The organism is Nocardia sp. IFM 10818, assembly GCF_054655275.1.
On sequence record NZ_BAAHJH010000001.1, the window covers coordinates 4,971,871 to 4,991,748 of the forward strand.

Sequence of the window (19,878 nt, forward strand, 5' to 3'; positions counted from 1 at the left end):
GCGGCAACGGCCTAGCGTCGGGATCGTCAGCATTCGGGTCGGGGAGGAGCCGAGGAGATCATGAGAATCGAGTCGATGGTGTTCGCTGCGCTGGTGACGGGGATCGTGGCCGGTGTCAGCGGGTGTGGGATCACCGTGTCGGACCCGGTGAGCGTTCCGAGCCCGAGCCGGAGCACGACGGTCGCAGCTCCGGATGGGGACCGGGGCGGCGAGGCTCCGGCGGGGAACCAGGACGGCGACGCGGGCGAATCGCAGCCACCCACCGTGGCGCCGGTGACGGCGAATCCCGCACCGAACGGCAGTGGGCACGGATTGTGTTTCGACCTCAATTCGCGGCTGGCGAATGACGCGGTGAGCCGGTTGGCGGTACCGGCGACGGGTCCGTGGCGGATCGAATCCGCCAGCGACGATCCGATCTCGGAGGGATGCGCGGGCACGCTGTCCTGGATGACGGTGCTATCCGGCGATATTCACCCGTACCTGCACATCCTGTACTTCGCCGACGGCGAGTGGCTCGGCACGGCCACCGCGAAGCCGTACGGGTACACGAAGATACTCGGCAAGACCAAGGACACGGTCCGGGTGCAGTACCAGTGGCTGACCGCCGATGAGCCGCTGTGCTGTCCGCAGGGCGGGCCGAGCGTGGTGAGTTTCACGCTGGCGGGCGGCAGGATTCAGGCCGACGGGCAGTTCCCGCCGGAGCGGTGAGGTTTCGGGTACCGATGGGGCGTCCAGGTTTTCGGGTCTTTCCGGCGGGGTTGTGCCACCGGACAATCGGGGAACGATGAACCGATCGACCGATACCAGCGCTGTGACGATCGATCGCGTGAAGCCGTCGGCCGCACCGCGACGGGTGGTGCGGGACAACCCGGTCGGGGCGCGGGCGGGTCGCGTCACGCTGTACACGGGTCTGCTGTCGGTGCTGCTGTTCGGCGTACTGGCCTTTCAGCGGCGATGGATCAGCGATGACGGCATGATCGTGGTCCGCGTGGTGCGGCAGATCCTGGCGGGCGCGGGACCCGACTACAACCCGTTCGAGCGCGCCGAGGCGGGCACCAGCCCCTTGTGGGTATGGCTGCTCGCCGGGGTGTCGTCCGTCTGGCCGGGCGAGATCGACGCCGCGGCGGTCGGATTCGGCCTACTGCTCGCAATGGCGGGCCTGGCGGCGGGTCTGGCCGGGTGCGTGGCGCTGCATCGGCAGCGCGGCGAGCGGGGGATGCTCCTGCCGGTGGGCGCGCTGGTGCCGCTCGCGGTCGGCGGGTTCTGGGACTACGCGACCTCCGGATTGGAAACCGGGTTGAGCCTGTGCTGGCTCGGGTCCGTGTGGTGGTCGCTGGTGTCGATCACCGAAAAGTCCAGCCGGAGGCACATTTTCGGGACCATGGTGGCGATCGGGCTGGGTCCGTTGATTCGCCCCGATTTCGTGCTCGCCGCCCTGGTATTCGGCGCGACGGCGCTGGTGCTCCTACGGCCGGGTCGGCGACGCGGCATACAGTATTGCGCCGCCGGCCTGCTGCTCCCGGTCGGCTACGAGATCTTCCGGGCCGGTTATTACGGAATCCTGGTGCCGCTACCGGCTTTGGCCAAGGAAGCCGGCAACTCACGATGGACACAAGGCGTTTCGTACCTCAACGATTTCATGGGCGCCTACCTGCTGTGGATCCCGCTGCTGGTGATCGCCGTCATGAGCACCCGGATGCTCGACCGCACCGTGGTCGATCGCCGCAGCGCGGTGCTGATGGCGGCCCCACTGCTCCTCGGCGCCTCCCTCGCCCTCTACCTCGTACGGGTCGGCGGCGACTACATGCACGCCAGACTGTGGATTCCCGTGCTGTTCACGCTGCTGTTGCCCGTCCTGATGGCTCCGGTCGACCGCACCCGCCGCCCGGAGTCGATCGGTGTGGCATTGCTCGCCGCGTGGGCACTGCTCGCCGGCCTGCTGCTCGAACCGCCCTACCACGGAAAACAATTCGGCCCCACAGGCATCACCGATGAACGCACCTACGAAACGGTGGCCTACAACGACCCGAACCCCACCGCCGAATCCCGTCGACAAGACTCCACATTGGTGGCGACACTCGCCACCTTCACCAACCGTCCCGACCGAACCCTGATAATGCGCACCCGCATAACCGCCGACGGCCTCCTATGGACAATCCCGATGTCCCCCACAATCCCCGACCGCAGCGGCTACTTCTACAACAACATGGGCATAGCCGCCGCGATCATGCCACTCCAGGGCACCGTCATCGACGTCAACGGCCTCGCCTCCCCCCTGGCCGCCCACCTCCAACTCGAGCACCCCGGCCGCCCCGGCCACGAAAAATGGCTTCCCCCAGCATGGGTCCTCGCCCAATACGCCGACCCCGCCATCATCCCCCAACTGCGCGACACCGAAGACGTCACCAAAGCCCAGGTATTCGCCGCCCGCGAAGCCCTCTCCTGCGGCGCCCTGGCCGAACTCATGGACTCGGTGCACCAGCCGATGACCCTGAGCCGCTTCTGGTCCAACCTCACCGGCTCCCTGTCCCGCACAACCCTCCGCGTCCCCCGCGACCCCTTCGCCGCGAAAGCCCAGTTCTGCCGATAACTTCCCCCGGTCACTGATATTTCAGTTGAGCATGGCGGCGCGGAGCATGGGTTCGGGGACGCCCAGGGCTTCGATGAGGGTCAGGGCCCGGGGGCGGAGGCGGTCGACCAGTTCGTTCATGCCGCGGCGGACTGCTTTGGCGCGTTCCACCGACATGAAGCGGTGCATGATGTACCAGGCTTGGTTTTCTTCGATGGTGGCGTAGACGTACAGGTCGCAGACGGCTTCGGCGAGTTTGCGGGCTTCGGGGTCGTCGATGCCGGCGATGCCTTCGATGAAGGCTTCCAGGACCAGGCGGTCGATGTGGGCGGCGCCGGCGGTGAGGATGTGGTCCTGGGCGTTGTTGAAGGCTTCGAAGGGGCCGGTTTCCTTGGCGCGGGCGCGCAGGCGGTGGGCGGCGGTGCGGGTGAGGTAGTCCTCGCGGTCGGCGAAGAGCTGGAGCTGGACTTCGCGGCGGGCCAGGTCGCCGTCGTCGACGCCCTGATCGGAGCGGTCGCGCAGGCGTTGGATGAGCTGGCGCACGCCGGTGCGGTCGCGGACCACGTCGCGGGTCATGGTGGACGCGAAGCGGACCCAGCCCAGGGCGTCCAGGTCGCGGACTTCGTCGGCGTAGGCGGTCAGCAGTTCCTTGGCCACGAGCTGGGTCAGGACGACATTGTCGCCTTCGAAGGTGGTGAAGACGTCGGTGTCGGCTTTCAGTGTGACCAAACGGTTTTCGGTGAGGTAGCCGGCGCCGCCGCAGGCTTCGCGGCATTCCTGGAGGGCATCGGTGGCGTGGCGTGTTTGCGCCACTTTGAGGCCGGCGGCGCGTTTTTCCAAGGCGCGCTGGGCGTTCGGGTCCAGGTCCTGGCCGGTTTGCACCAGGTGCATGCGGCGGACCAGGTCGTTCTGGGCGAAGGCCAGGGCGTAGGAGCGGGCGATGAGGGGCAGCAGGCGGCGCTGGTGGCTGCGGTAGTCGAGCAGCACGGTTTCCTCGCCGGTATCGGGATCGGCGAATTGGCGGCGCTTTTCGGCGTAGCGGACGGCGATGCTCAGGCCGAGGCGGGCCGCGGCGGCCGCCGCTCCCCCGACGCTGACCCGGCCGCGGACCAGGGTGCCGAGGGTGGTGAAGAAGCGGCGGCTGGGATTCTCGATCTCGGAGCTGTAGGCGCCGTCCGGAGCCACGTCGGCGTACCGGTTGAGCAGGTTCTCGCGCGGAATTCGCACCTGGTCGAACATGATCCGGCCATTGTCGACGCCGGGCAGGCCGCCCTTGAGACCGCAGTCGGAGGTGGTGACGCCGGGCAGGTCGTTGCCGTCCGCATCGCGGATGGGCACTACGAAGCAGTGCACGCCCCGGCCTTCCCCGCCGGTGATCAGCTGCGCGAAAACCGCTGCCATGCGGGCGTGTTCGGCCGCGCCGCCGATGTAGTCCTTGCGCGCCGACGGAGTCGGGCTGTGCACCACGAACTCCTGGGTCGCCGGGTCGTAGGTGGCGGTGGTCTCCAGATTGGCCACATCGCTGCCGTGGCCGGTCTCGGTCATGGCGAAACAGCCGAGCAGCTCCAGCGACAGCAGCTGTTCGACGAACGGGCGATGGCGCTCGGTGCCGAGATTCTCCACCGCGCCGCCGAAAAGCCCCCACTGCACACCGCATTTCACCCACAGCGACAGATCGGTGTAGGCGAGCATCTCCAGGGCGGTGACGGCCGCGCCGGGATCGCTGGAGCCGCCGTTCTCACGGCGGAAGCCCTTCTCGGCCCAGCCGAAGGAGGACACCAGCCGCATCTGCTCGAGCACCCGGGCGCGCGCCGCCCGATAGTCGAGGTAGGGGTCGCCGTAGAGGCGTTCATCGTCGAGGTGTTCGCGCGCCTTCTCCCGTACTTCTCGCCAGGAGCCGTCGAGGGCCGCGCGTAGGTGGTCCGCTGTCCGATCGCCGTCGCTCGCCATACTCAAACCCTAGTGCCCTCGATCTGGACAACCGGGTGATCTCGGGCACCCGTGTACGTTTTCCCTGTGAGCAACGATCTCGCGACCGAACTCGAAGGGCCCCCGGCCGGGCTGCGCGAACGGTGGCGGCGGCTGCTGAACGGCGTCACCGATCGGCTGGTGGCCGAGCGCCGCGCCACCGTCGACACCGTGGTCGAGGCGCCCGCGCCGCTGCAGCCGATCGATCTCACCGACGACGCCAAGGTCACCCAGGTATTGGATCTGGCCGAGCGGGTCGGCGAGGTCGTGCTGGATGCCGGCACCGCGGTCACCGACACCTCCGCCCAGATCGAGTTCATCGCCTCCACCTACGGCCTGACCAATATCGCCATCGACGTCACCTACAACTCCATCCGCATCTCGGTCGATCGCGGCCCGAACCTGCCGCCGGCGAGCACCATGAGCGTGGTCCACTACCGTTCGCTCGATTTCACCCGGCTCGCGGCCGTGGACCGCCTGACCCGCCGCATCCGCCGCGAACTGCTGCCGCCGGAGGTGGCGCTGGCCGCGCTCGACGAGATCACCTCGGCGCCGCATCCGTACCACCGCTGGTGGTCCACCTTCGGCTGGGCGCTCATGGCGGCGGCGGTGGCGCTGCTGCTCAATGGCGGTCTGCTCATCGCCCTGATCAGTTTCGCCACCACCACCGCCATCGACCGCGCCAACCGGCGGCTCAATCGGCGCGGTCTGCCCTTCTTCTTCCAGCACATGGTGGGCGGCGCCATCGCGGCCGTACCCGCGGTGCTCATCTCCACCTTCGCCTCGCAGTTGAAATTGGATCCGGCACTGATCATCGCGGCCGGAATCGCGGTGTTGCTGGCCGGTTTACAACTGGTCGGCGCGGTGGAGGACGCCATTACCGGCGCGCCCATCACCGCGTCGGCCCGCATTCTCGAGGTCGTCATGATGACCACCGGCATCATCGCCGGCATCATCCTGACGCTGCGCATTTCCGAGCAGCTCAATTTCACGGTGCCGACGGTCAATATGACGCCGTCGCGCGATCTGGAGAATCTGCCGCTCAAGCTGCTGGCGGGCGCGATCACCTCGCTGGCGTTCGCGCTGGCCTGTTATGCCGAGCGCCGCGCCCTGGCCGCGGCGGCCTTCAGCGGCACGGCGGCCATCGCCGTCTATCTGATGGTTCAGCACGTGGGGTTCGGCCCGGTGGTGTCCTCGGGCGTCGCCGCCGTGGTGGTCGGCCTGGCCGGTGGTCTGCTGGCCCGCCGCGCCCTGACCCCGCCGCTGGTGGTCGCGGTCGCCGGTATCACGCCGCTGCTGCCGGGCCTGAAGGTCTATCGCGGCCTGTACGCGCTGCTCAACAGCGAGACGCTGATCGGATTCAATCAGCTCTTCAGCGCCGGCGCGGTGGGCTGCGCGCTGGCCGCCGGTGTGACGCTGGGTGAATGGATCGCCCGTGACCTGCGCCGCCCGGCGATCATGGAACGCTTCGGCATCCGCAACAAGTTCTCAGGCTGGGGCGACATTCGTTAGCTGGGTCAGCGCGCACAGCCAGCGGCCGTCGCGGTGCAGGTAGACGTCGCTGGTCCATTCGTCGGCGTCGACCCGATCGCCTTGGTAGTGAGCGGTATTCACGATGCGCGCGGTGAGCACCGCGCAGTCGCCGTAGACGCGGACGCGCGGTTCGCCCACGCGTTCCATCGCGGAGTGCGTCAGGTCGCCCGCGGCCACCAGCGCCAGGAACTCCCGCCCGGGTGCGATACCGCGCTCGGACACCATGATCCAGTCGTCGGTGACGAATTCGGCAATGCGCGCCGCGTCATTGGCGACGATGGCCGCCAGCCAGTTCTCGTGGGCCGCCAGGATCTCCTTCCCGGCGGCGTCGGGTGCGGGCATCTCGGTCATGCGCGTACGCTACTGCTCGCCCGCGCGGGCGCCTTGGACGAATGGGAACGGGTGCCGAGTCCGATCTTGCTTGCTACCGTGCGATATGGACCTGTTCGCCCGCTGGGGTGATTTCGCGTGCCGCTGGCGATTCGGGGTCATCGGGATCGTCGCCGCCGGTCTCTTGGCTTTGGGCGCTTACGGTTCCGGGCTCGAGGCCGAGCTCAGCTCCGGCGGGCTGGACGATCCTGGCTCGGAGTCGGCGGTGGCCTCGCGGCTGGCCGATGCGGCGTTCGGGCGCAGTCACGATGTGGATGTGGTGGTGCTCTACACCGCGCCCGAGGGCAAGACCGTCGACGACCCGGATCTCGGCCGCGCCGTGGTCGCCAATCTGAACAGCCTGCCGCAGGAGTATCCGGGCGAGATCTCGGGCATCAATGGCGCGTACTGGCCGACCGAGACCGGCAGGGCCAGCGGCCCGGCGCTGGCCACGAAGGACCGGCAGCACGCCATCGCCACCATCGCGCTGCGCGGTGACGACGACACGGCCATGATGCACAACTATCGGAAGGTCAAGGACGCCTTCGATATTCCCGGCGTCAAGGTGCAGGTCGGCGGATTGCAGGGCCTGGCGGGCGCGCTGAACGACACCGCCGCGGCCGATGTGCACCGGATGGAACTGCTCGCGCTGCCGGTGGTGGCGGTCCTGCTGTTCTTCATCTTCGGCGGGGTGGTCGCCGCCGCGCTGCCATTGATCCTCGGATTGCTCACCGTCGCGGGCGCGAACGGGATCATGCGCCTGGTCACCAATGTCACCGACGTGAACTCCTTTGTCGGCCCCGTGGTTTCGATGATCGGCGTCGGCCTGGCCATCGACTACGGGTTGTTCATCGTGAGCCGGTTCCGCGAGGAGCTCGCCGACGGCTACGACACCGATGCGGCGGTGCGGCGCGCGGTGATGACCGCGGGGCGCACGGTTGTGTTCTCCGCCACCATGATCGTGGTCAGCCTCGGCGGCATGCTGCTGTTCCCGCAGGGCTTCCTGAAGTCCATGGGTTACGGCGCCATCGCGACGGTGACCCTCGCCGCGCTGACCGCGGTCACCATCCTGCCCGCCGCCCTGGCGGTGCTCGGCCCGCGCGTGGATGCCCTGGGCTTCCAGCGATTCCGCCGCACCCCGGCGACGGAGGAGATCGAGAACGGCTTCTGGGGCCGCACCACCGATTGGGTTATGCGGCATCCGCTGAAGATCGCCGTGCCCATCGTGCTCGGGCTGTTCCTGCTGATTCTGCCCATGCGCGGCATTGCCTTCGGCGGGTTCAGCGAGAAGTATCTGCCGCCGGACAATCCGGCCCGATTGGCGCAGCAGCAGATCGACATTCACTTTCCGCTGCGCAAATCCGATCCGGTGGAACTGATCCTGGTATCCGGCAATCCGAGCGCTGTCGGTCCGGCCTGGGATCTCGCCAATAGGGCACCGGGTTTGGCGGGCAAGTTCGATCTGCCCATGCGCTCGGCCATCCAGCCGGAGATCTACCGCGCCAAGGCTTTTCTCGCCGACTCCGGCAAGGCCGACGCCACCATCGACTACCTGCGTTCCATCGACGTCCCCGACGGCATGACCCTGCTGGTCGGCGGCGTCCCCGCCATTCAGCACGACAGCATCGAAGCCCTGCTCACCCGGGTGCCCATGATGATCGCCCTGGTCCTGTTGCTGACCGGCCTGCTCATGTTCCTGACCTTCGGCTCGGTCATCCTGCCGATCAAGGCGGCCCTGATGAGCGCCCTGGGCCTGGGTTCCACCCTGGGCATCCTCACCTGGATCTTCATCGACGGCCACGGCGCGACCATCCTGAACTTCACGCCGCAGCCCATCCAGTCCAATGTGCTCGTGCTGATCATCGCGATCATCTACGGCCTGTCGACCGACTACGAGGTATTCCTGCTGTCCCGCATGGTCGAAGCCCGCTCTCGCGGCGCGACCACCGAGGAAGCGATCCGCACCGGCACCGCCCACACCGGCCGCATCATCACCGCCGCGGCCCTGATCCTGCTCGTGGTCACCGGCGCCTTCGCCTTCTCCGATCTGGTGATGATGCAGTACATCGCCTACGGCATGATCGCGGCCCTGTTCATCGACGCCACCATCCTGCGCATGCTGCTGGTCCCGGCCGTCATGAAACTGCTCGGCGACCGCGTCTGGTGGGCCCCGGTCTGGATGAAACGCATTCAGCAACGGGTCGGCCTGAGCGAACCGGTGCTCGACGACGAACACGATGCCGACCGCCTCACCGCGACGGCGCCCGCCCGGCACTGAATTCCGACCCTCCCGAATTGATTGCTGCGCGTTTGCTTGATCGCCACGGCCGCCTGAGCTGAGATGACCTCATGGCACAGCGGTGGTGGCGGGACCTCCCCCCGGCGACGGGCGCGTTCGTCATGGCGACGGGAATCATCTCGATCGGCCTGCATCTCACCGGTTTCGAGGTGACCTCGCGCATCTGGCTGGTGCCGGCCGCCGCCGTCTGGGTCCTGCTGGCCATCGATTTCGTGGCCCGCCTGGAATGGGACCGCACGCGGTGGGAGGGCGAATCCGCCACCCCGCCCGCCCTGACCGCGATCGTGGCCACCACCGTACTGGGCACCCGAGTGTCCCTGCTCGGCTGGCAATGGCCGGCGATCGCCCTGCTGATCATCGCCGCCGCACTCTGGCCGGTGCTCCTCTCGGCCGTGATACGCCACTGGAACCGCCACATGCCCGGTGCGGTCTTCCTGGTCTGCGTGTCCACCCAGGGCATCGCCGTCCTCTCGGGCACCCTCGCACTGGCGGGCGTCGCCGACTGGCTGATGCCGCTGGCGCTGCCGTTCTTCCTGGCCGGCCTGGCTCTCTACCTCGCCGCCTTCGAGCGCTTCGACGTCTCCCAGATCTGGAACGGCGCGGGCGACCAATGGGTAGCCACCGGTGCGCTGGCCATCTCGACCCTGGCCGGATCGAAACTGATCACCTGGCAGCACTGGACCGGCCTCCCCCACCAGACTCTTCGCATCACCACTCTGATCCTGCTGAGCCTCAATCTGATCGGCTACGCGATCCTGGCGGTAGCCGCCGCCATCCGGCCCCGCACCGCCTACGACATCCGCTGGTGGGCCACCGTCTTCCCGCTCGGAATGACCTCCGTGGCGACCTATTCGACCGGAACAGCCCTCCATGTCCCCGCCCTGCACACCCTCGGCGCCCTCCTGCTGGCCGTCGCGGTCGCCGCCTGGCTGATCACCCTCGCGGCACTGCTCGCCGAGTCGCTCAGCTCCCGGAAATCTTGATCACCGGCGCGAAGCCGCCGGAGAAGGCCGCGGTCAGCACGGTGTCACCACCCTGCTGTTGCAGGCCGACGGGCTCGCGTGAGCCCAAAAGCTGTGCGTTGCCTTGCAGGACAACGTCTTTGATCGTGATCGGGCCGGTGGGGCGGTCGAGCACGGTCACGTAGACGTCGGAGCCGCGCCGGGTGAAGACGACCTTCCCGCCGCCGGTCGTGGCGGCCGAGGAGATGCGCCAGGGGCGGGTGCCGTCGACCGCCTCGCGGTTGACAGCCATCCAGGCGCCGAGGGCGTCCAGCCTGCTGAGCTGGGCAGGAACGATCTCGCCCGCTCCCCCGCTGGGCCCTGCGTTGAGCAGGAACGTGCCATTGTTCGCGGCCGCCTGGAGCAGACTGGTCAACAGCGTGTCTGAGGTGGCGTAGTCGGCATCGGTTTCCTGACGATTGAAACCGAAGGAGCCGCCTATGCCGCGGTCCTGCTGCCAGTAGGTGTCCTGGATCGTGTCGAAGCCGGTGTACTCGGGAGTGCGGAAGTCGCTGTGCGGCACCGGGGGCGGGGTGCCGGCCCGGTCGGCCACCCGAGGGTCTGCTTCGAGGGCGCGCTTCATGAGTTGGTCGAAGCACCAGCGCAGGGGCCGCAGGCCCATGACCTGCTGGAGGAAGTTGGCGGTGCGCCAGCGATCGTTGACGACGCCGTCGGGGACGGTGTTGTAGTAGTCGGCCAGCAGGGCGTTGAGACGCTGTTGGCCGGTGGGCCAGCTGATGTCGTTCCAGAGGAGATCGGGGCGGTAGCGGTCGATGAGTTCCCGGACCTGGGCCTCGGCGTAGTCGCGGTAGTCGGAGCCGTAGGGCAGGTAGGCGTAGTCGCCGAGGGTTTCGACCACGTGCGGCTGGAAGGTCCAGTCGACACCGCCGGAGTAGTAGAGGCCGAATTTCAGGCCGCGCGCCCGCACGGCGCGGGCGAGTTCGCCGACCACGTCGCGATTCGAGTGGAAGTCCGGTGCGTGGGGGTTGCGAACCGCGCTGGGCCACAAGGAGTATCCGTCGGCGTATTTGGCGGTGAGAACCACATAGGAGGCCCCGATGGACCGGAACTTCTCGGCCCAGGCGTCCGGATCCCATTCCGCCAGACCGGTTTCGAACCGCGCGGCCAGGTCGGCGTAGGTGGCGTCGCCGTAGGTGGCGCGGTGGAAGGCGGCGGTGGGCGAGTCCGGGTCCTTGATCTGGTTCGCGTAGTCCTCGGCGTAGGGGCTGCGGGTGAGTGCGTGATCGTAGTCCCGGACGAGGGTTTCATTGAAGGTGCGGCCCTTCGGGGCGAAACCGGGGACCGAATACGGACCCCAGTGCAGCATGATGCCGAACTTCGCGTCCTGAAACCAGGTGGGCAGCGGGTGTTTTCGCAGCGATTCCAGTGCAGCCCGGTACGGACCGGTTGTCGTCATGGCCGCCTTCCCGTCATCGGAACGCGCCCACCACCACGACCCGACGCCCAGCGCCGCCGCGACGACCACGGCCAGGACCGTCAGGGCGAGGGCCGTCCGCAGCAGCATCCGGCCGATCCGGCGCGGCCATGATGGGCTCGGCCGCTCGGCGGGCGCCGGGTCCTCGACCACCGGATACGCATCGTTCACGCGAAATACGGTAGGTCCGGCGATAGCCGGCTGTAATCACCCTCAGGACGCACGGCGCGTCAATCCTGAGTATCACCGCTGGTACCGATCGGCGGAGAAACGGTGCCTCAGCGGCCGGTCAGCCCTATGCTGCGGCCGATATCGGCGAGGGTGGCGTCGAACAGGACGTCCGGGTGCGAGACGTGAATCGGGTAATTGCCGAATACTTCCAGGGTCACGTGGCCGTACAGGCGGGCCCAGAACTGGATCATCACGTAGCTGACGCCGAGGTCGAGTTTCTCGGCGGGGAATTTCTGGCCGGAGTCGGCGAGGACGCGCAGTAGGTCGGTCTGGAAGCGGATCAGGTCGTCGCGGAGTTCGGCGGGGATGAGTTCGGTCGGCGGGGTGACGATCTCGTACTCGTTGAGCAGACGGCCGGCCGCTTCCAGGAACAGCCGGCCCACCGGCTCGCCGAATTGCCGCATGGCGCTGTCGATTCCGGCGGAGGCGGGCGAGGCGAAGACCAGGGTGAATTCGCGGGCGTGGGTCAGCGCCCATTCGCGGAAGCCGCGGCAGATGGCGAAGAAGCGCACGCCCGCATCATCGGGCACGCCGTCGAGCGCGGCCGCCATATCGCGGGCCAGGTCCAGGCACACATCGCTGCGCACCGCCGCCACCAGGGCTTCCCGCGATTCGTAATAGCGGTACAGCGCCGGGGCGGTGATGCCCAGCTCGCGCGCGATGGCGCGCAGGGTGATCGCGTCCAGGCCCTGCTCCACCAGGAGTGACCGCGCGACGCGCCGGATGTCCGCATCGCTCACCGCGGGCATCCGGCCGCGTCGCTTGGTCTGTGTCATTCGTACTTCCGTTTACTCGTAAGCCACTTGCCAGCTCTTGATGCCATTGAGCCAGCCCGAGCGCAGGCGGACCGGCTCGGAGACCTGGCGCAGGTTCGGCATCACATCGGCGATGGCATTGAACATGAGGTCGATCTCCAGGCGGGCGAGGTTGGCCCCCACACAGTAATGCGTTCCGGTGCCGCCGAAGCCCACATGCGGGTTCGGATTGCGCAGGACATCGAACTGGTACGGGTTTTCGAAGTGGCGCTCGTCGAAATTGGCCGCGCTGTAGAACATGCCGACCCGCTGACCCTTGCGCAGCTGCTGCCCGCCGAGCACGGTGTCCTGCATGACGGTCCGCTGGAAGGCGACGACAGGCGTTGCCCAGCGCACGATTTCGTCCGGCGCGGTGCGCGGGCGCTGCTCCCGGTAGAGCTCCCACTGCTCGGGGAAGTCCACGAACGCCTTCATGCCGTGTGTGATCGCATTGCGGGTGGTCTCGTTGCCGGCCACCGCCAGCAGGATGACGAACCAGGCGAATTCGTCCGAGGCCAGGCCCTCGCCGTCGACGTCGGCGTTCAGCAGCGTGGACATGATGTCCTCGGCGCCACCCAGATCGACCGGGCACTTGCGCTTCTCCTCGGCCAGATTCCAGGAGTAGCCCATGACCTCGGCGGTGGCGACCTTGTGGTCACCCTCGAAGGACGGGTCGTTGTAGGAGATCATCTCATTGGTCCACTGGAAGATCTTGCCGCGATCCTCCTGCGGGATGCCGATGAGCTCGGCGATGGCCTGCAGCGGCAGCTCACAGGCGACCTGCTCGACGAAGTCGCCGCTGCCGGTCTTCTTGGCCTCGTGCACGATTCGCTCGGCGCGGTCGCGCAGGGCATTGCGCAGGCTCTCCACCGCGCGCGGGGTGAAGCCCTTGGAGATGATGCGGCGCAGCTTGGTGTGCCGCGGCGGATCCTGGTTCAGCAGCAGGAAGCGCTGCACCTCGATCTCTTCGCGCAGGATGTCGCCGTAGAAGCGGATGACGGCGGTGTTCTCCTCCGAGGAGTAGACCTCGGGGGTCTTGGAGATCTCCTTGATGTCCTCGAGCTGGGTGACGGCCCAGTAGCCGTCATCGGTGAAGCCGCTGTCCTGCTGGGGAACCCAGTGGACCGGGGACGTGCGGCGGAGTTCGGCGAATTCTTCGACGGGAAGACGTTCGGAAAGCAGATCAGGATCGGTGAAGTCGAAGCCCGACGGGATGGACGGCGCGGACACGGGTACCTCCTTTGGAACACGTTCCAGAGGAGTGAACCACACCACACACCTTTTGTGAACAGGTATTAGTAAATCCCGTTCACTTGACGCGTCAAAGGGTACGAGGAGCCCCCGCCGTGGTACGCGGCGGGGGCTCGAATGAGGATGAGCGGGAAGCTAGTAGGCGCCATCACCCCGGGTGACCGCGCCGATCGTCTTCGCGATCAGCAAGAGATCGAGCACCATCGACCAGTTCTCCACATACGACAGATCCAGGCGCATGGCATCGTCCGGCGTCAGGTCCGAGCGCCCGCTCACCTGCCACAGACCCGTTACGCCCGGCTTCACCAGCAGCCGCCTGCGCATGACCCCGTCATAGGAATCCACCTCGCGCTGCACCTGCGGCCGCGGTCCGACGACGCTCATCTCGCCGCGCAGCACATTGAAGAACTGGGGTAGCTCGTCGAGGGAGTACTTGCGAATGACCCTGCCGACCGGCGTCACCCGCGGATCCTCGCGGAGCTTGAAGAACACCGGGTTGCCGCCATTGCCGGCGATGAGCGCGTTGATGTGGGTATCGGCGTCGGCATACATGCTGCGGAACTTGAACATCCGGAACGGCTGGCCGTCGCGGCCGATCCGCTCGGAGCGGTAGAAGACCGGCCCGCGGCTGTCGAGCTTGACCGCGATGGCGATGGCCAGCAGTGTCGGGGCGGTTGCCAGCACCGCCAGCAGGGCGAAGCAGAAGTCGAAGACCTCTTTACGAATCGACTTGGCGCGGTCGTATTGCGGCTTCTCCACGTGCAGCATCGGCATATCCGCGACGATGCGGTGGGTGAGCCGGGTGCCGGAGATATCGACCAGGCCGGGCGCGACGATGAGCTCCACGCCGAGGGGGTCCAATTCCCATGCCATGTGCCGGAAGTCGGCCGGGCCGAGATTGTCGGTGGCGGTGACCGCGACGGTGTCCGCCCCCGTGCGCCGCACCGCGTCGATAACCGAACGGTCGCTTCCCACAATGGGTATCTCCCGTCCGCCCACCTCCAGCGAACTCTCGGCAAGATCGCCCTCGGCATCGCGCGTGCACACGCCGACCACCTGGAACCCGGATTCGGCATCGCGGGAGAAGGCCGCCACCATGGCGCGCGCGGCATCGGGACTGCCGACCACCAGCATGGCCGTGCGGTATTCGCCGCGGGCTCGGCGCTTGGCCACCCGGCTGCGCCAGATGCGGCGCTCGATCATCAGGCCGATCATGCCCAGCGGGAGCGCGATGGCCAGGTAGCCGCGCGCGATATCCACCCGGAGCAGCAGCGAGACAATGGCGACGCCGCCGAACAGCCGCAGCGAGGCGGACACTACTCGCCGGTATTCCTCTGTGCCGCTGCCGATTACCCGCAGCGACCGGGTACCGGTGGCCGAGAGCGTGCAGCACCAGGCCAGCGCCAGCACCATGGATACCGCGGTGTAGCCGACCTCGACCGGGAAGGTCGAGGCCAGCGGTGGCGCGGCCGGGCCGCCGAAACGGATTATTTGCGCCGCGCCGACAGCCAAGCACACGACCAGCAAATCGCTGACAGCTAATCGGCGCGCGTAATCTCCTTGCCAGCGTTCGCGGTCCGAACGCGGTTCCGGCCGCGGCAGCCGACTCGCACGCACAGTGCGGCCGGCAGAAATGTCGTAACTCATGAAACGAACGCACCTCCCCCACGGGAGAACTCGGTCCCGATCCCCACTGATCAGTTCCACAGAACGGGCTGACGCCGGTTCCCCAAGGGCTTTCAGACTCATGACAACCGATGGGGCCACCGATCACTTCGGTAGCCAGGGGTCGAATGTTACACACCCGGATCGTCACAGAGGGCGAAACCCGCGTAGCCCCAATGTTTCCCGGGAAGTCGCGGGCAGCATAGCGACCGGTTTCCCGTTTCCAGCCCCCTATTTCCCCTATTCGCAAAATCGCAGGTCCGCGGGCACTGGACACGCCGCGTGACCAGCATGTAACCCTTACCGTGCACGACTCGTAAGTTTGCCGACCGAACGCCCGGTTCTGCGGGTCGCAGAAATTTACCCCCTGATCACCATCGCATCACGTCAAGACGGCCAGGGGCCAGGTCAATCCTGTTGTAACGTAAGGCCGGACCGATCCGACCACAGTGCAGCCGGCCTTCCGGTGGGTCCGGGTCTCGGTGAAAGGTGGGGAACTGCGTGCAATGCCGTCTATGTGAATCCAGCAGCCTGATCAGCATTCTCGATCTTGGTGCGACGCCGCCCTGCGAGAAGTTTCTGACGGCGCCCGAACTGGATCTGCCGGAGCCCACTTATCCGCTGCATCTGCGGTTGTGCGAGAACTGCCTGCTTTTGCAGATTCCGGCATTGATAACCCCGGAGGAGACTTTCACGGAGTATGCCTACTTTTCGTCCTTTTCGGACAGTTGGGTCAGGCATGCCGAACTCTTCGTGAATCAGGCAATCGCGCGGCTCGGAATGAAAGATTCGTCTTTCATGATCGAGGTCGCCAGCAATGACGGCTACCTGCTCCAGCACGCGGTGGCCGCGGGCATCCCGTGCCTGGGCATCGAGCCGTCGGTGAACGTCGGTGCGGCGGCGCGCGAGAAGGGCGTGCCCACGGTGACCGCCTTCCTGGACGAGCGGCTGGCCGCCGGGATCCGCGCCGAGCACGGCCCGGCGGACCTGGTCGTGGCGAACAATGTGTACGCCCACATTCCGGATCTGCTCGGCTTCACCCGCTCACTGCGCGCCCTGCTGGCCGACGACGGCTGGCTGTCCATCGAGGTGCACCATGCGCTGAACCTGGTGGCGCTGGGCCAGTTCGACACCATCTATCACGAGCATTTCCAGTACTACACGGTGCTCTCGGCGCAGCGCGCCCTGGCGACCGCGGGCCTGGCGGTGGTCGATGTGGAACTGCTCGGCACACACGGCGGCTCGCTGCGACTATGGGCCCGGCCCGAGGCCGTCGCCCAGCCCACCGAACGGGTCGCGGAGGTCCTGCGCCTCGAGGCCGAGGCCGGTCTGCACGAGGTGTCCGGCTATCTGGAACTGCGCCCGCGCACCGAGCGCGTGCGCCAGGATCTGCTCCGATTCCTGTTGGAGGCCAAGGCTTCCGGCAAACGCGTCGTCGGCTACGGCGCGCCCGGCAAGGGCAACACCCTGCTCAACTACTGCGGCATCCGCACCGACCTGCTCGAGTACACCGTCGACCGCAACCCTTACAAGCACGGTCGATTCACTCCGGGCACCCGCATACCCATCCACGCCCCCGAGCGCATCGACGCCGACAAACCCGATGTGGTCGTCGTGCTGCCCTGGAATCTGGAAACCGAGATCACCGCACAGCTGGCGCACGTCCTGGACCGGGGCGGCGAACTCGTCTACCCCCTCCCCACCCTGCACAGCGCCCGGCCTGCGGAAAGGCAAGTGAAATGAAGGTCGTACTGTTCTGCGGCGGCTATGGCATGCGCATGCGCAACGGCACCGAGGACATGATCCCCAAACCCATGCAGATGGTGGGCCCGCGCCCGCTCATCTGGCATGTCATGCGGTACTACGCGCACTTCGGGCACAAGGACTTCATCCTGTGCCTGGGCTACGGCGCGGCGCACATCAAGAACTTCTTCCTGACCTATCAGGAGTCGGTCTCCAATGATTTCGTCATTCGCGGCGGCCGGGTGGAGCTGCTGCAATCCGATATCAGCGACTGGACCATCACCTTCGTCGACACCGGGGTGGAATCCCCCATCGGCGAGCGGCTGCGCCGGGTGCGCGAGTACCTGGACGGTGAGCGGTACTTCCTGGCCAATTACGCCGACGTGCTCACCGACGCGCCATTGGACAAGATGATCAACGACTTCCAGGATTCCGGCGCGGCGGCGTCGATGATGATCGTGCCGCCGCAGTCGTCGTTCCATTGCGTGGATGTGAACACCGCGGGCGAGGTCAAGAACATCACCCCCGTCTCGCGCCTGCCGATCTGGGAGAACGGCGGCTACTTCGTGCTCACCCAGGAGGTCTTCGACCTGCTGCCGCCCAATGGCGATCTGGTCGAGGACGCCTGCGGCGCGCTGGCCGCCCAGGGCCGGCTGTTCGGCTATCAGCACCACGGCTTCTGGAAGCCCGCCGACACCTTCAAGGAACGCGCCGAGCTCGATACCGGGTATCAGCGCGGCGATCGTCCCTGGATGGTCTGGGAGCAGCCTCGCCCATGATCCGATTCCACACCGGCGCGATCCGCGAAATCGCGCTGCTGGCCGCGCATTGCGATGATCTGGCCATCGGCATGGGCGGCACCCTGCTGACCCTGGCCGCCGCCGTGCCCGGCGTGCGCATCCGCGCGCTGGTGCTCAGCGGCGCCGGCACCGACCGGGCCCGCGAGGAGCAGGTCGCGCTGGAATCCTTCTGTCCCGGAGCCGATCTCGATCTGCGCATCCTGGATGTGCCGGACGGCTACGCGCCCGCGCACTGGGAGCGGGTCAAGGACGCGGTGGCGGCCCTGCGGCGCGGCGGCCATGCCGATGTGGTGTTCGCCCCGCAGCGCGGCGACGCGCATCAGGACCACCGGCTGCTGGCCGAGCTGGCGCCCACGGAGTTCCGTGATCATCTGCTGCTCGGCTACGAAATCCTCAAGTGGGAGAACGACACTCCACAGCCCACGGTATTCCATCCGCTCGCGGACGGGATCGCCGAGCACAAGGCCGCGCTGCTGCTGAAGCACTATCCCTCGCAACGTCATCGGGACTGGTTCGACGAGCAGTCCTTCCTGGCGCTGACGCGGCTGCGCGGCGTGCAGTGCCGCGCGATGCACGCGGAGGCGTTCCTGCTCGACAAGGCCACCCTTACTTTCGGAGGTGCATGATCATGCGTGTTCTGGTCACCGGCCATCAGGGCTATCTGGGCACCGTCATGGTGCCGGTGCTGCAGGCCGCCGGGCATGAGGTCACCGGTCTGGACAGCGGTTTCTTCGCCGACTGCGTGCTCGGCGAGGCGCCGCCCGCACCGCCGGCGCTCGCGGTCGATCTGCGGGATGTGACCGTCGACCAGCTGACCGGATTCGATGCCGTCGTGCATCTGGCGGCGCTGTCCAATGATCCGCTCGGCGCGCTGGCGCCGCAGATCACCTACGACATCAATCATCACGCCTCGGTGCGGCTGGCCCAGCTGGCCAAACAGGCGGGGGTGCGCCGGTTCCTCTACGCCTCCACCTGCTCGGTCTACGGCGCCGCGGGCGACGGCCTGGTCACCGAGGACGCCCCGTTGCGCCCGCTCACCCCGTACGCCGAATCCAAGGTGCGCGTCGAGGACGATGTGGCCGCCATCGCCGATTCCGGCTTCTCCCCGGTATTCCTGCGCAATGCCACCGCGTTCGGCTTCTCACCGCGGCTGCGCGCCGATATCGTGCTCAACAATCTGGTCGGGTACGCGGTGCTGACCGGTGAGGTGAAGGTCCTCTCCGACGGCACGCCGTGGCGGCCGCTGGTGCACGCCCGCGATATCGCCGCCGCCTTCGCCGTCTGCCTGACCGCGCCCATCGACGCCATCCACTGCCGCGCCTACAACGTCGGCACCGAGGCCAATAACCTCACCGTGGCCGAGATCGCGCAGGCGGTCGTCGACACCGTGCCCGGGTCCACGCTGAAGATCACCGGGGAGAGCGGTGCGGACCCGCGCTCCTATCGGGTCGACTTCTCCTGTGCCCGCATGGAATTGGGCTTCGAGGCCGCCTGGAGCATTCCGGACGGTGCGGGCGAGCTGTACGGCGAGTACATCGCGCGCGGGCTCACCGCCGACGCCTTCTTCCATCGCTTCACCCGTCTGGCGCACCTGCGATCCCTCCAGGAGTCCGGCGTCCTCGACGAGGAGCTGCGCCGGATCAGGATCGGGGCCTGAGGTGCCGGTCGAGGAGATCGCGCCAGGAGCCCGCGTGCGCATCCCGGTCGGAGACCACGGTCACCGGCTGCGGCCAGGCGATGGCCAGCTCCGGATCGTCGTAGGCGACGCCGATGTCCTCGGCCGGATCGTGCGGCCGGTCGATGCGGTAGCAGACGTCGGCCACCGGGCTCAGCGCCTGGAAACCGTGCAGGAAGCCCGGCGGCACGTACAGGTGCCGGAAGTCGTTGTCGTCCAGCAGGAAGGCCTGCTGGTGACCGAAAGTCGGCGAATCCGGGCGGATGTCGACCAGCACGTCGTGCACCGCCCCGTGCGCGCAGCGCACCAGTTTGGCCTCGCCGCGGCCGAGCCGGCCGTGCATGCCGCGCACCACGCCGCGGTAGGACCGCGACTGCGAATCCTGCAGGAAGGTCGCGGCCAGGCCCGGAGTGTCGAGGAAGGCGTCGAACTGCTCGGCGTCGAAGGTCCGGGTGAACAGGCCCCGGCCGTCACGGAAGGGTTGCGGGGTCAGCACCAGCACGTCGGCGAGCTTGGTGGGTTCGATGCGCACCAGGTCATGGTGC

Annotated in this window: 16 protein-coding genes; 9 read left to right on the top strand and 7 right to left on the bottom strand. The window is 67.4% G+C overall.

Annotated features, from left to right (window positions below; all coding sequences use genetic code 11):
* Positions 1 to 60: 60 nt before the first annotated feature.
* Together ACYQ5L_RS23015 and ACYQ5L_RS23020 are read left to right on the top strand one after the other, a co-directional pair.
* Complete coding sequence (locus ACYQ5L_RS23015) at positions 61 to 708, top strand: LppP/LprE family lipoprotein (protein WP_459960067.1); 648 nt, start codon at positions 61 to 63, stop codon at positions 706 to 708.
* 103 nt (positions 709 to 811) lie between these two features.
* Complete coding sequence (locus ACYQ5L_RS23020) at positions 812 to 2,590, top strand: arabinofuranosyltransferase AftB family protein (protein ID WP_459960068.1); 1,779 nt, start codon at positions 812 to 814, stop codon at positions 2,588 to 2,590.
* 21 nt (positions 2,591 to 2,611) lie between these two features.
* Here ACYQ5L_RS23020 and ACYQ5L_RS23025 read toward each other — a convergent pair whose 3' ends face one another.
* Complete coding sequence (locus ACYQ5L_RS23025) at positions 2,612 to 4,519, bottom strand: acyl-CoA dehydrogenase family protein (RefSeq protein ID WP_459960070.1); 1,908 nt, start codon at positions 4,517 to 4,519, stop codon at positions 2,612 to 2,614.
* Positions 4,520 to 4,630: 111 nt separating this feature from the next.
* Here ACYQ5L_RS23025 and ACYQ5L_RS23030 point away from each other — a divergent pair, with 111 nt between their 5' ends.
* Complete coding sequence (locus ACYQ5L_RS23030) at positions 4,631 to 6,049, top strand: threonine/serine exporter family protein (protein ID WP_459963509.1); 1,419 nt, start codon at positions 4,631 to 4,633, stop codon at positions 6,047 to 6,049.
* Here ACYQ5L_RS23030 and ACYQ5L_RS23035 read toward each other — a convergent pair.
* Positions 6,026 to 6,421, bottom strand: coding sequence for a nuclear transport factor 2 family protein (locus ACYQ5L_RS23035; protein ID WP_459960071.1), 396 nt, complete (start codon positions 6,419 to 6,421; stop codon positions 6,026 to 6,028). The two genes, ACYQ5L_RS23030 and ACYQ5L_RS23035, sit on opposite strands and share 24 nt — an antisense overlap.
* A 91-nt stretch (positions 6,422 to 6,512) precedes the next feature.
* Between ACYQ5L_RS23035 and ACYQ5L_RS23040 the strand changes: the two genes are divergently transcribed.
* Both ACYQ5L_RS23040 and ACYQ5L_RS23045 read left to right on the top strand, forming a co-directional pair.
* Complete coding sequence (locus ACYQ5L_RS23040) at positions 6,513 to 8,717, top strand: MMPL family transporter (RefSeq protein ID WP_459963510.1); 2,205 nt, start codon at positions 6,513 to 6,515, stop codon at positions 8,715 to 8,717.
* A gap of 71 nt (positions 8,718 to 8,788) precedes the next feature.
* On the top strand, positions 8,789 to 9,721 hold the full coding sequence (locus tag ACYQ5L_RS23045; RefSeq protein ID WP_459960073.1) for a tellurite resistance/C4-dicarboxylate transporter family protein: 933 nt from the start codon (positions 8,789 to 8,791) through the stop codon (positions 9,719 to 9,721).
* Here ACYQ5L_RS23045 and ACYQ5L_RS23050 read toward each other — a convergent pair.
* The 4 genes from ACYQ5L_RS23050 to ACYQ5L_RS23065 all read right to left on the bottom strand — a co-directional run bounded on the left by ACYQ5L_RS23050 (position 9,702) and on the right by ACYQ5L_RS23065 (position 15,097).
* Entirely contained in the window at positions 9,702 to 11,345 is a 1,644-nt protein-coding gene (locus ACYQ5L_RS23050; protein WP_459960075.1) for an alpha-L-fucosidase, read from the bottom strand. The genes ACYQ5L_RS23045 and ACYQ5L_RS23050 overlap by 20 nt on opposite strands.
* Positions 11,346 to 11,452: 107 nt before the next feature.
* Positions 11,453 to 12,181 (bottom strand): TetR/AcrR family transcriptional regulator, encoded by a 729-nt coding sequence (locus ACYQ5L_RS23055; RefSeq protein WP_459960077.1) that lies wholly within the window; start codon positions 12,179 to 12,181, stop codon positions 11,453 to 11,455.
* A 12-nt stretch (positions 12,182 to 12,193) separates the two neighbouring features.
* Positions 12,194 to 13,429, bottom strand: a complete 1,236-nt coding sequence (locus tag ACYQ5L_RS23060; RefSeq protein WP_459960079.1) for a cytochrome P450 — start codon at positions 13,427 to 13,429, stop codon at positions 12,194 to 12,196.
* Between the two features lie 156 nt (positions 13,430 to 13,585).
* On the bottom strand, positions 13,586 to 15,097 hold the full coding sequence (locus ACYQ5L_RS23065) for a sugar transferase (RefSeq protein WP_459960080.1): 1,512 nt from the start codon (positions 15,095 to 15,097) through the stop codon (positions 13,586 to 13,588).
* A 519-nt stretch (positions 15,098 to 15,616) separates the two neighbouring features.
* Here ACYQ5L_RS23065 and ACYQ5L_RS23070 point away from each other — a divergent pair.
* From ACYQ5L_RS23070 to ACYQ5L_RS23085, 4 genes are read left to right on the top strand one after another with little or no spacing between them, the layout of a single operon-like run.
* Complete coding sequence (locus ACYQ5L_RS23070) at positions 15,617 to 16,858, top strand: methyltransferase domain-containing protein (protein ID WP_459960082.1); 1,242 nt, start codon at positions 15,617 to 15,619, stop codon at positions 16,856 to 16,858.
* Positions 16,855 to 17,637 carry a sugar phosphate nucleotidyltransferase gene (locus ACYQ5L_RS23075; RefSeq protein WP_459960084.1) on the top strand — a complete coding sequence of 261 codons (783 nt, stop codon included), beginning with the start codon at positions 16,855 to 16,857 and terminating at the stop codon, positions 17,635 to 17,637. The genes ACYQ5L_RS23070 and ACYQ5L_RS23075 overlap by 4 nt, the downstream gene beginning before the upstream one ends.
* Entirely contained in the window at positions 17,634 to 18,284 is a 651-nt protein-coding gene (locus ACYQ5L_RS23080) for a PIG-L deacetylase family protein (RefSeq protein WP_459960086.1), read from the top strand. Before ACYQ5L_RS23075 ends, ACYQ5L_RS23080 begins: the two co-directional genes overlap by 4 nt.
* A gap of 2 nt (positions 18,285 to 18,286) precedes the next feature.
* Positions 18,287 to 19,315 (top strand): NAD-dependent epimerase/dehydratase family protein, encoded by a 1,029-nt coding sequence (locus ACYQ5L_RS23085; RefSeq protein WP_459960088.1) that lies wholly within the window; start codon positions 18,287 to 18,289, stop codon positions 19,313 to 19,315.
* On the opposite strand, the gene rfbC is transcribed toward ACYQ5L_RS23085, so the two are convergent.
* Positions 19,299 to 19,865 carry a dTDP-4-dehydrorhamnose 3,5-epimerase gene (gene rfbC, locus ACYQ5L_RS23090; RefSeq protein ID WP_379194408.1) on the bottom strand — a complete coding sequence of 189 codons (567 nt, stop codon included), beginning with the start codon at positions 19,863 to 19,865 and terminating at the stop codon, positions 19,299 to 19,301. The genes ACYQ5L_RS23085 and rfbC overlap by 17 nt on opposite strands.
* Positions 19,866 to 19,878 lie beyond the last annotated feature (13 nt).

What these genes read in the sequence shown, in the direction of transcription:
- ACYQ5L_RS23015 (WP_459960067.1), top strand. Translation starts at nt 61, where the DNA reads ATGAGAATCGAGTCGATGGTGTTCGCTGCGCTGGTGACGGGGATCGTG.
- ACYQ5L_RS23045 (WP_459960073.1), top strand. Translation starts at nt 8,789, where the DNA reads ATGGCACAGCGGTGGTGGCGGGACCTCCCCCCGGCGACGGGCGCGTTC.
- ACYQ5L_RS23065 (WP_459960080.1), bottom strand. Translation starts at nt 15,097, where the DNA reads ATGAGTTACGACATTTCTGCCGGCCGCACTGTGCGTGCGAGTCGGCTG.
- ACYQ5L_RS23085 (WP_459960088.1), top strand. Translation starts at nt 18,287, where the DNA reads ATGCGTGTTCTGGTCACCGGCCATCAGGGCTATCTGGGCACCGTCATG.
- ACYQ5L_RS23025 (WP_459960070.1), bottom strand. Translation starts at nt 4,519, where the DNA reads ATGGCGAGCGACGGCGATCGGACAGCGGACCACCTACGCGCGGCCCTC.
- ACYQ5L_RS23075 (WP_459960084.1), top strand. Translation starts at nt 16,855, where the DNA reads ATGAAGGTCGTACTGTTCTGCGGCGGCTATGGCATGCGCATGCGCAAC.
- ACYQ5L_RS23035 (WP_459960071.1), bottom strand. Translation starts at nt 6,421, where the DNA reads ATGACCGAGATGCCCGCACCCGACGCCGCCGGGAAGGAGATCCTGGCG.
- ACYQ5L_RS23080 (WP_459960086.1), top strand. Translation starts at nt 17,634, where the DNA reads ATGATCCGATTCCACACCGGCGCGATCCGCGAAATCGCGCTGCTGGCC.
- ACYQ5L_RS23055 (WP_459960077.1), bottom strand. Translation starts at nt 12,181, where the DNA reads ATGACACAGACCAAGCGACGCGGCCGGATGCCCGCGGTGAGCGATGCG.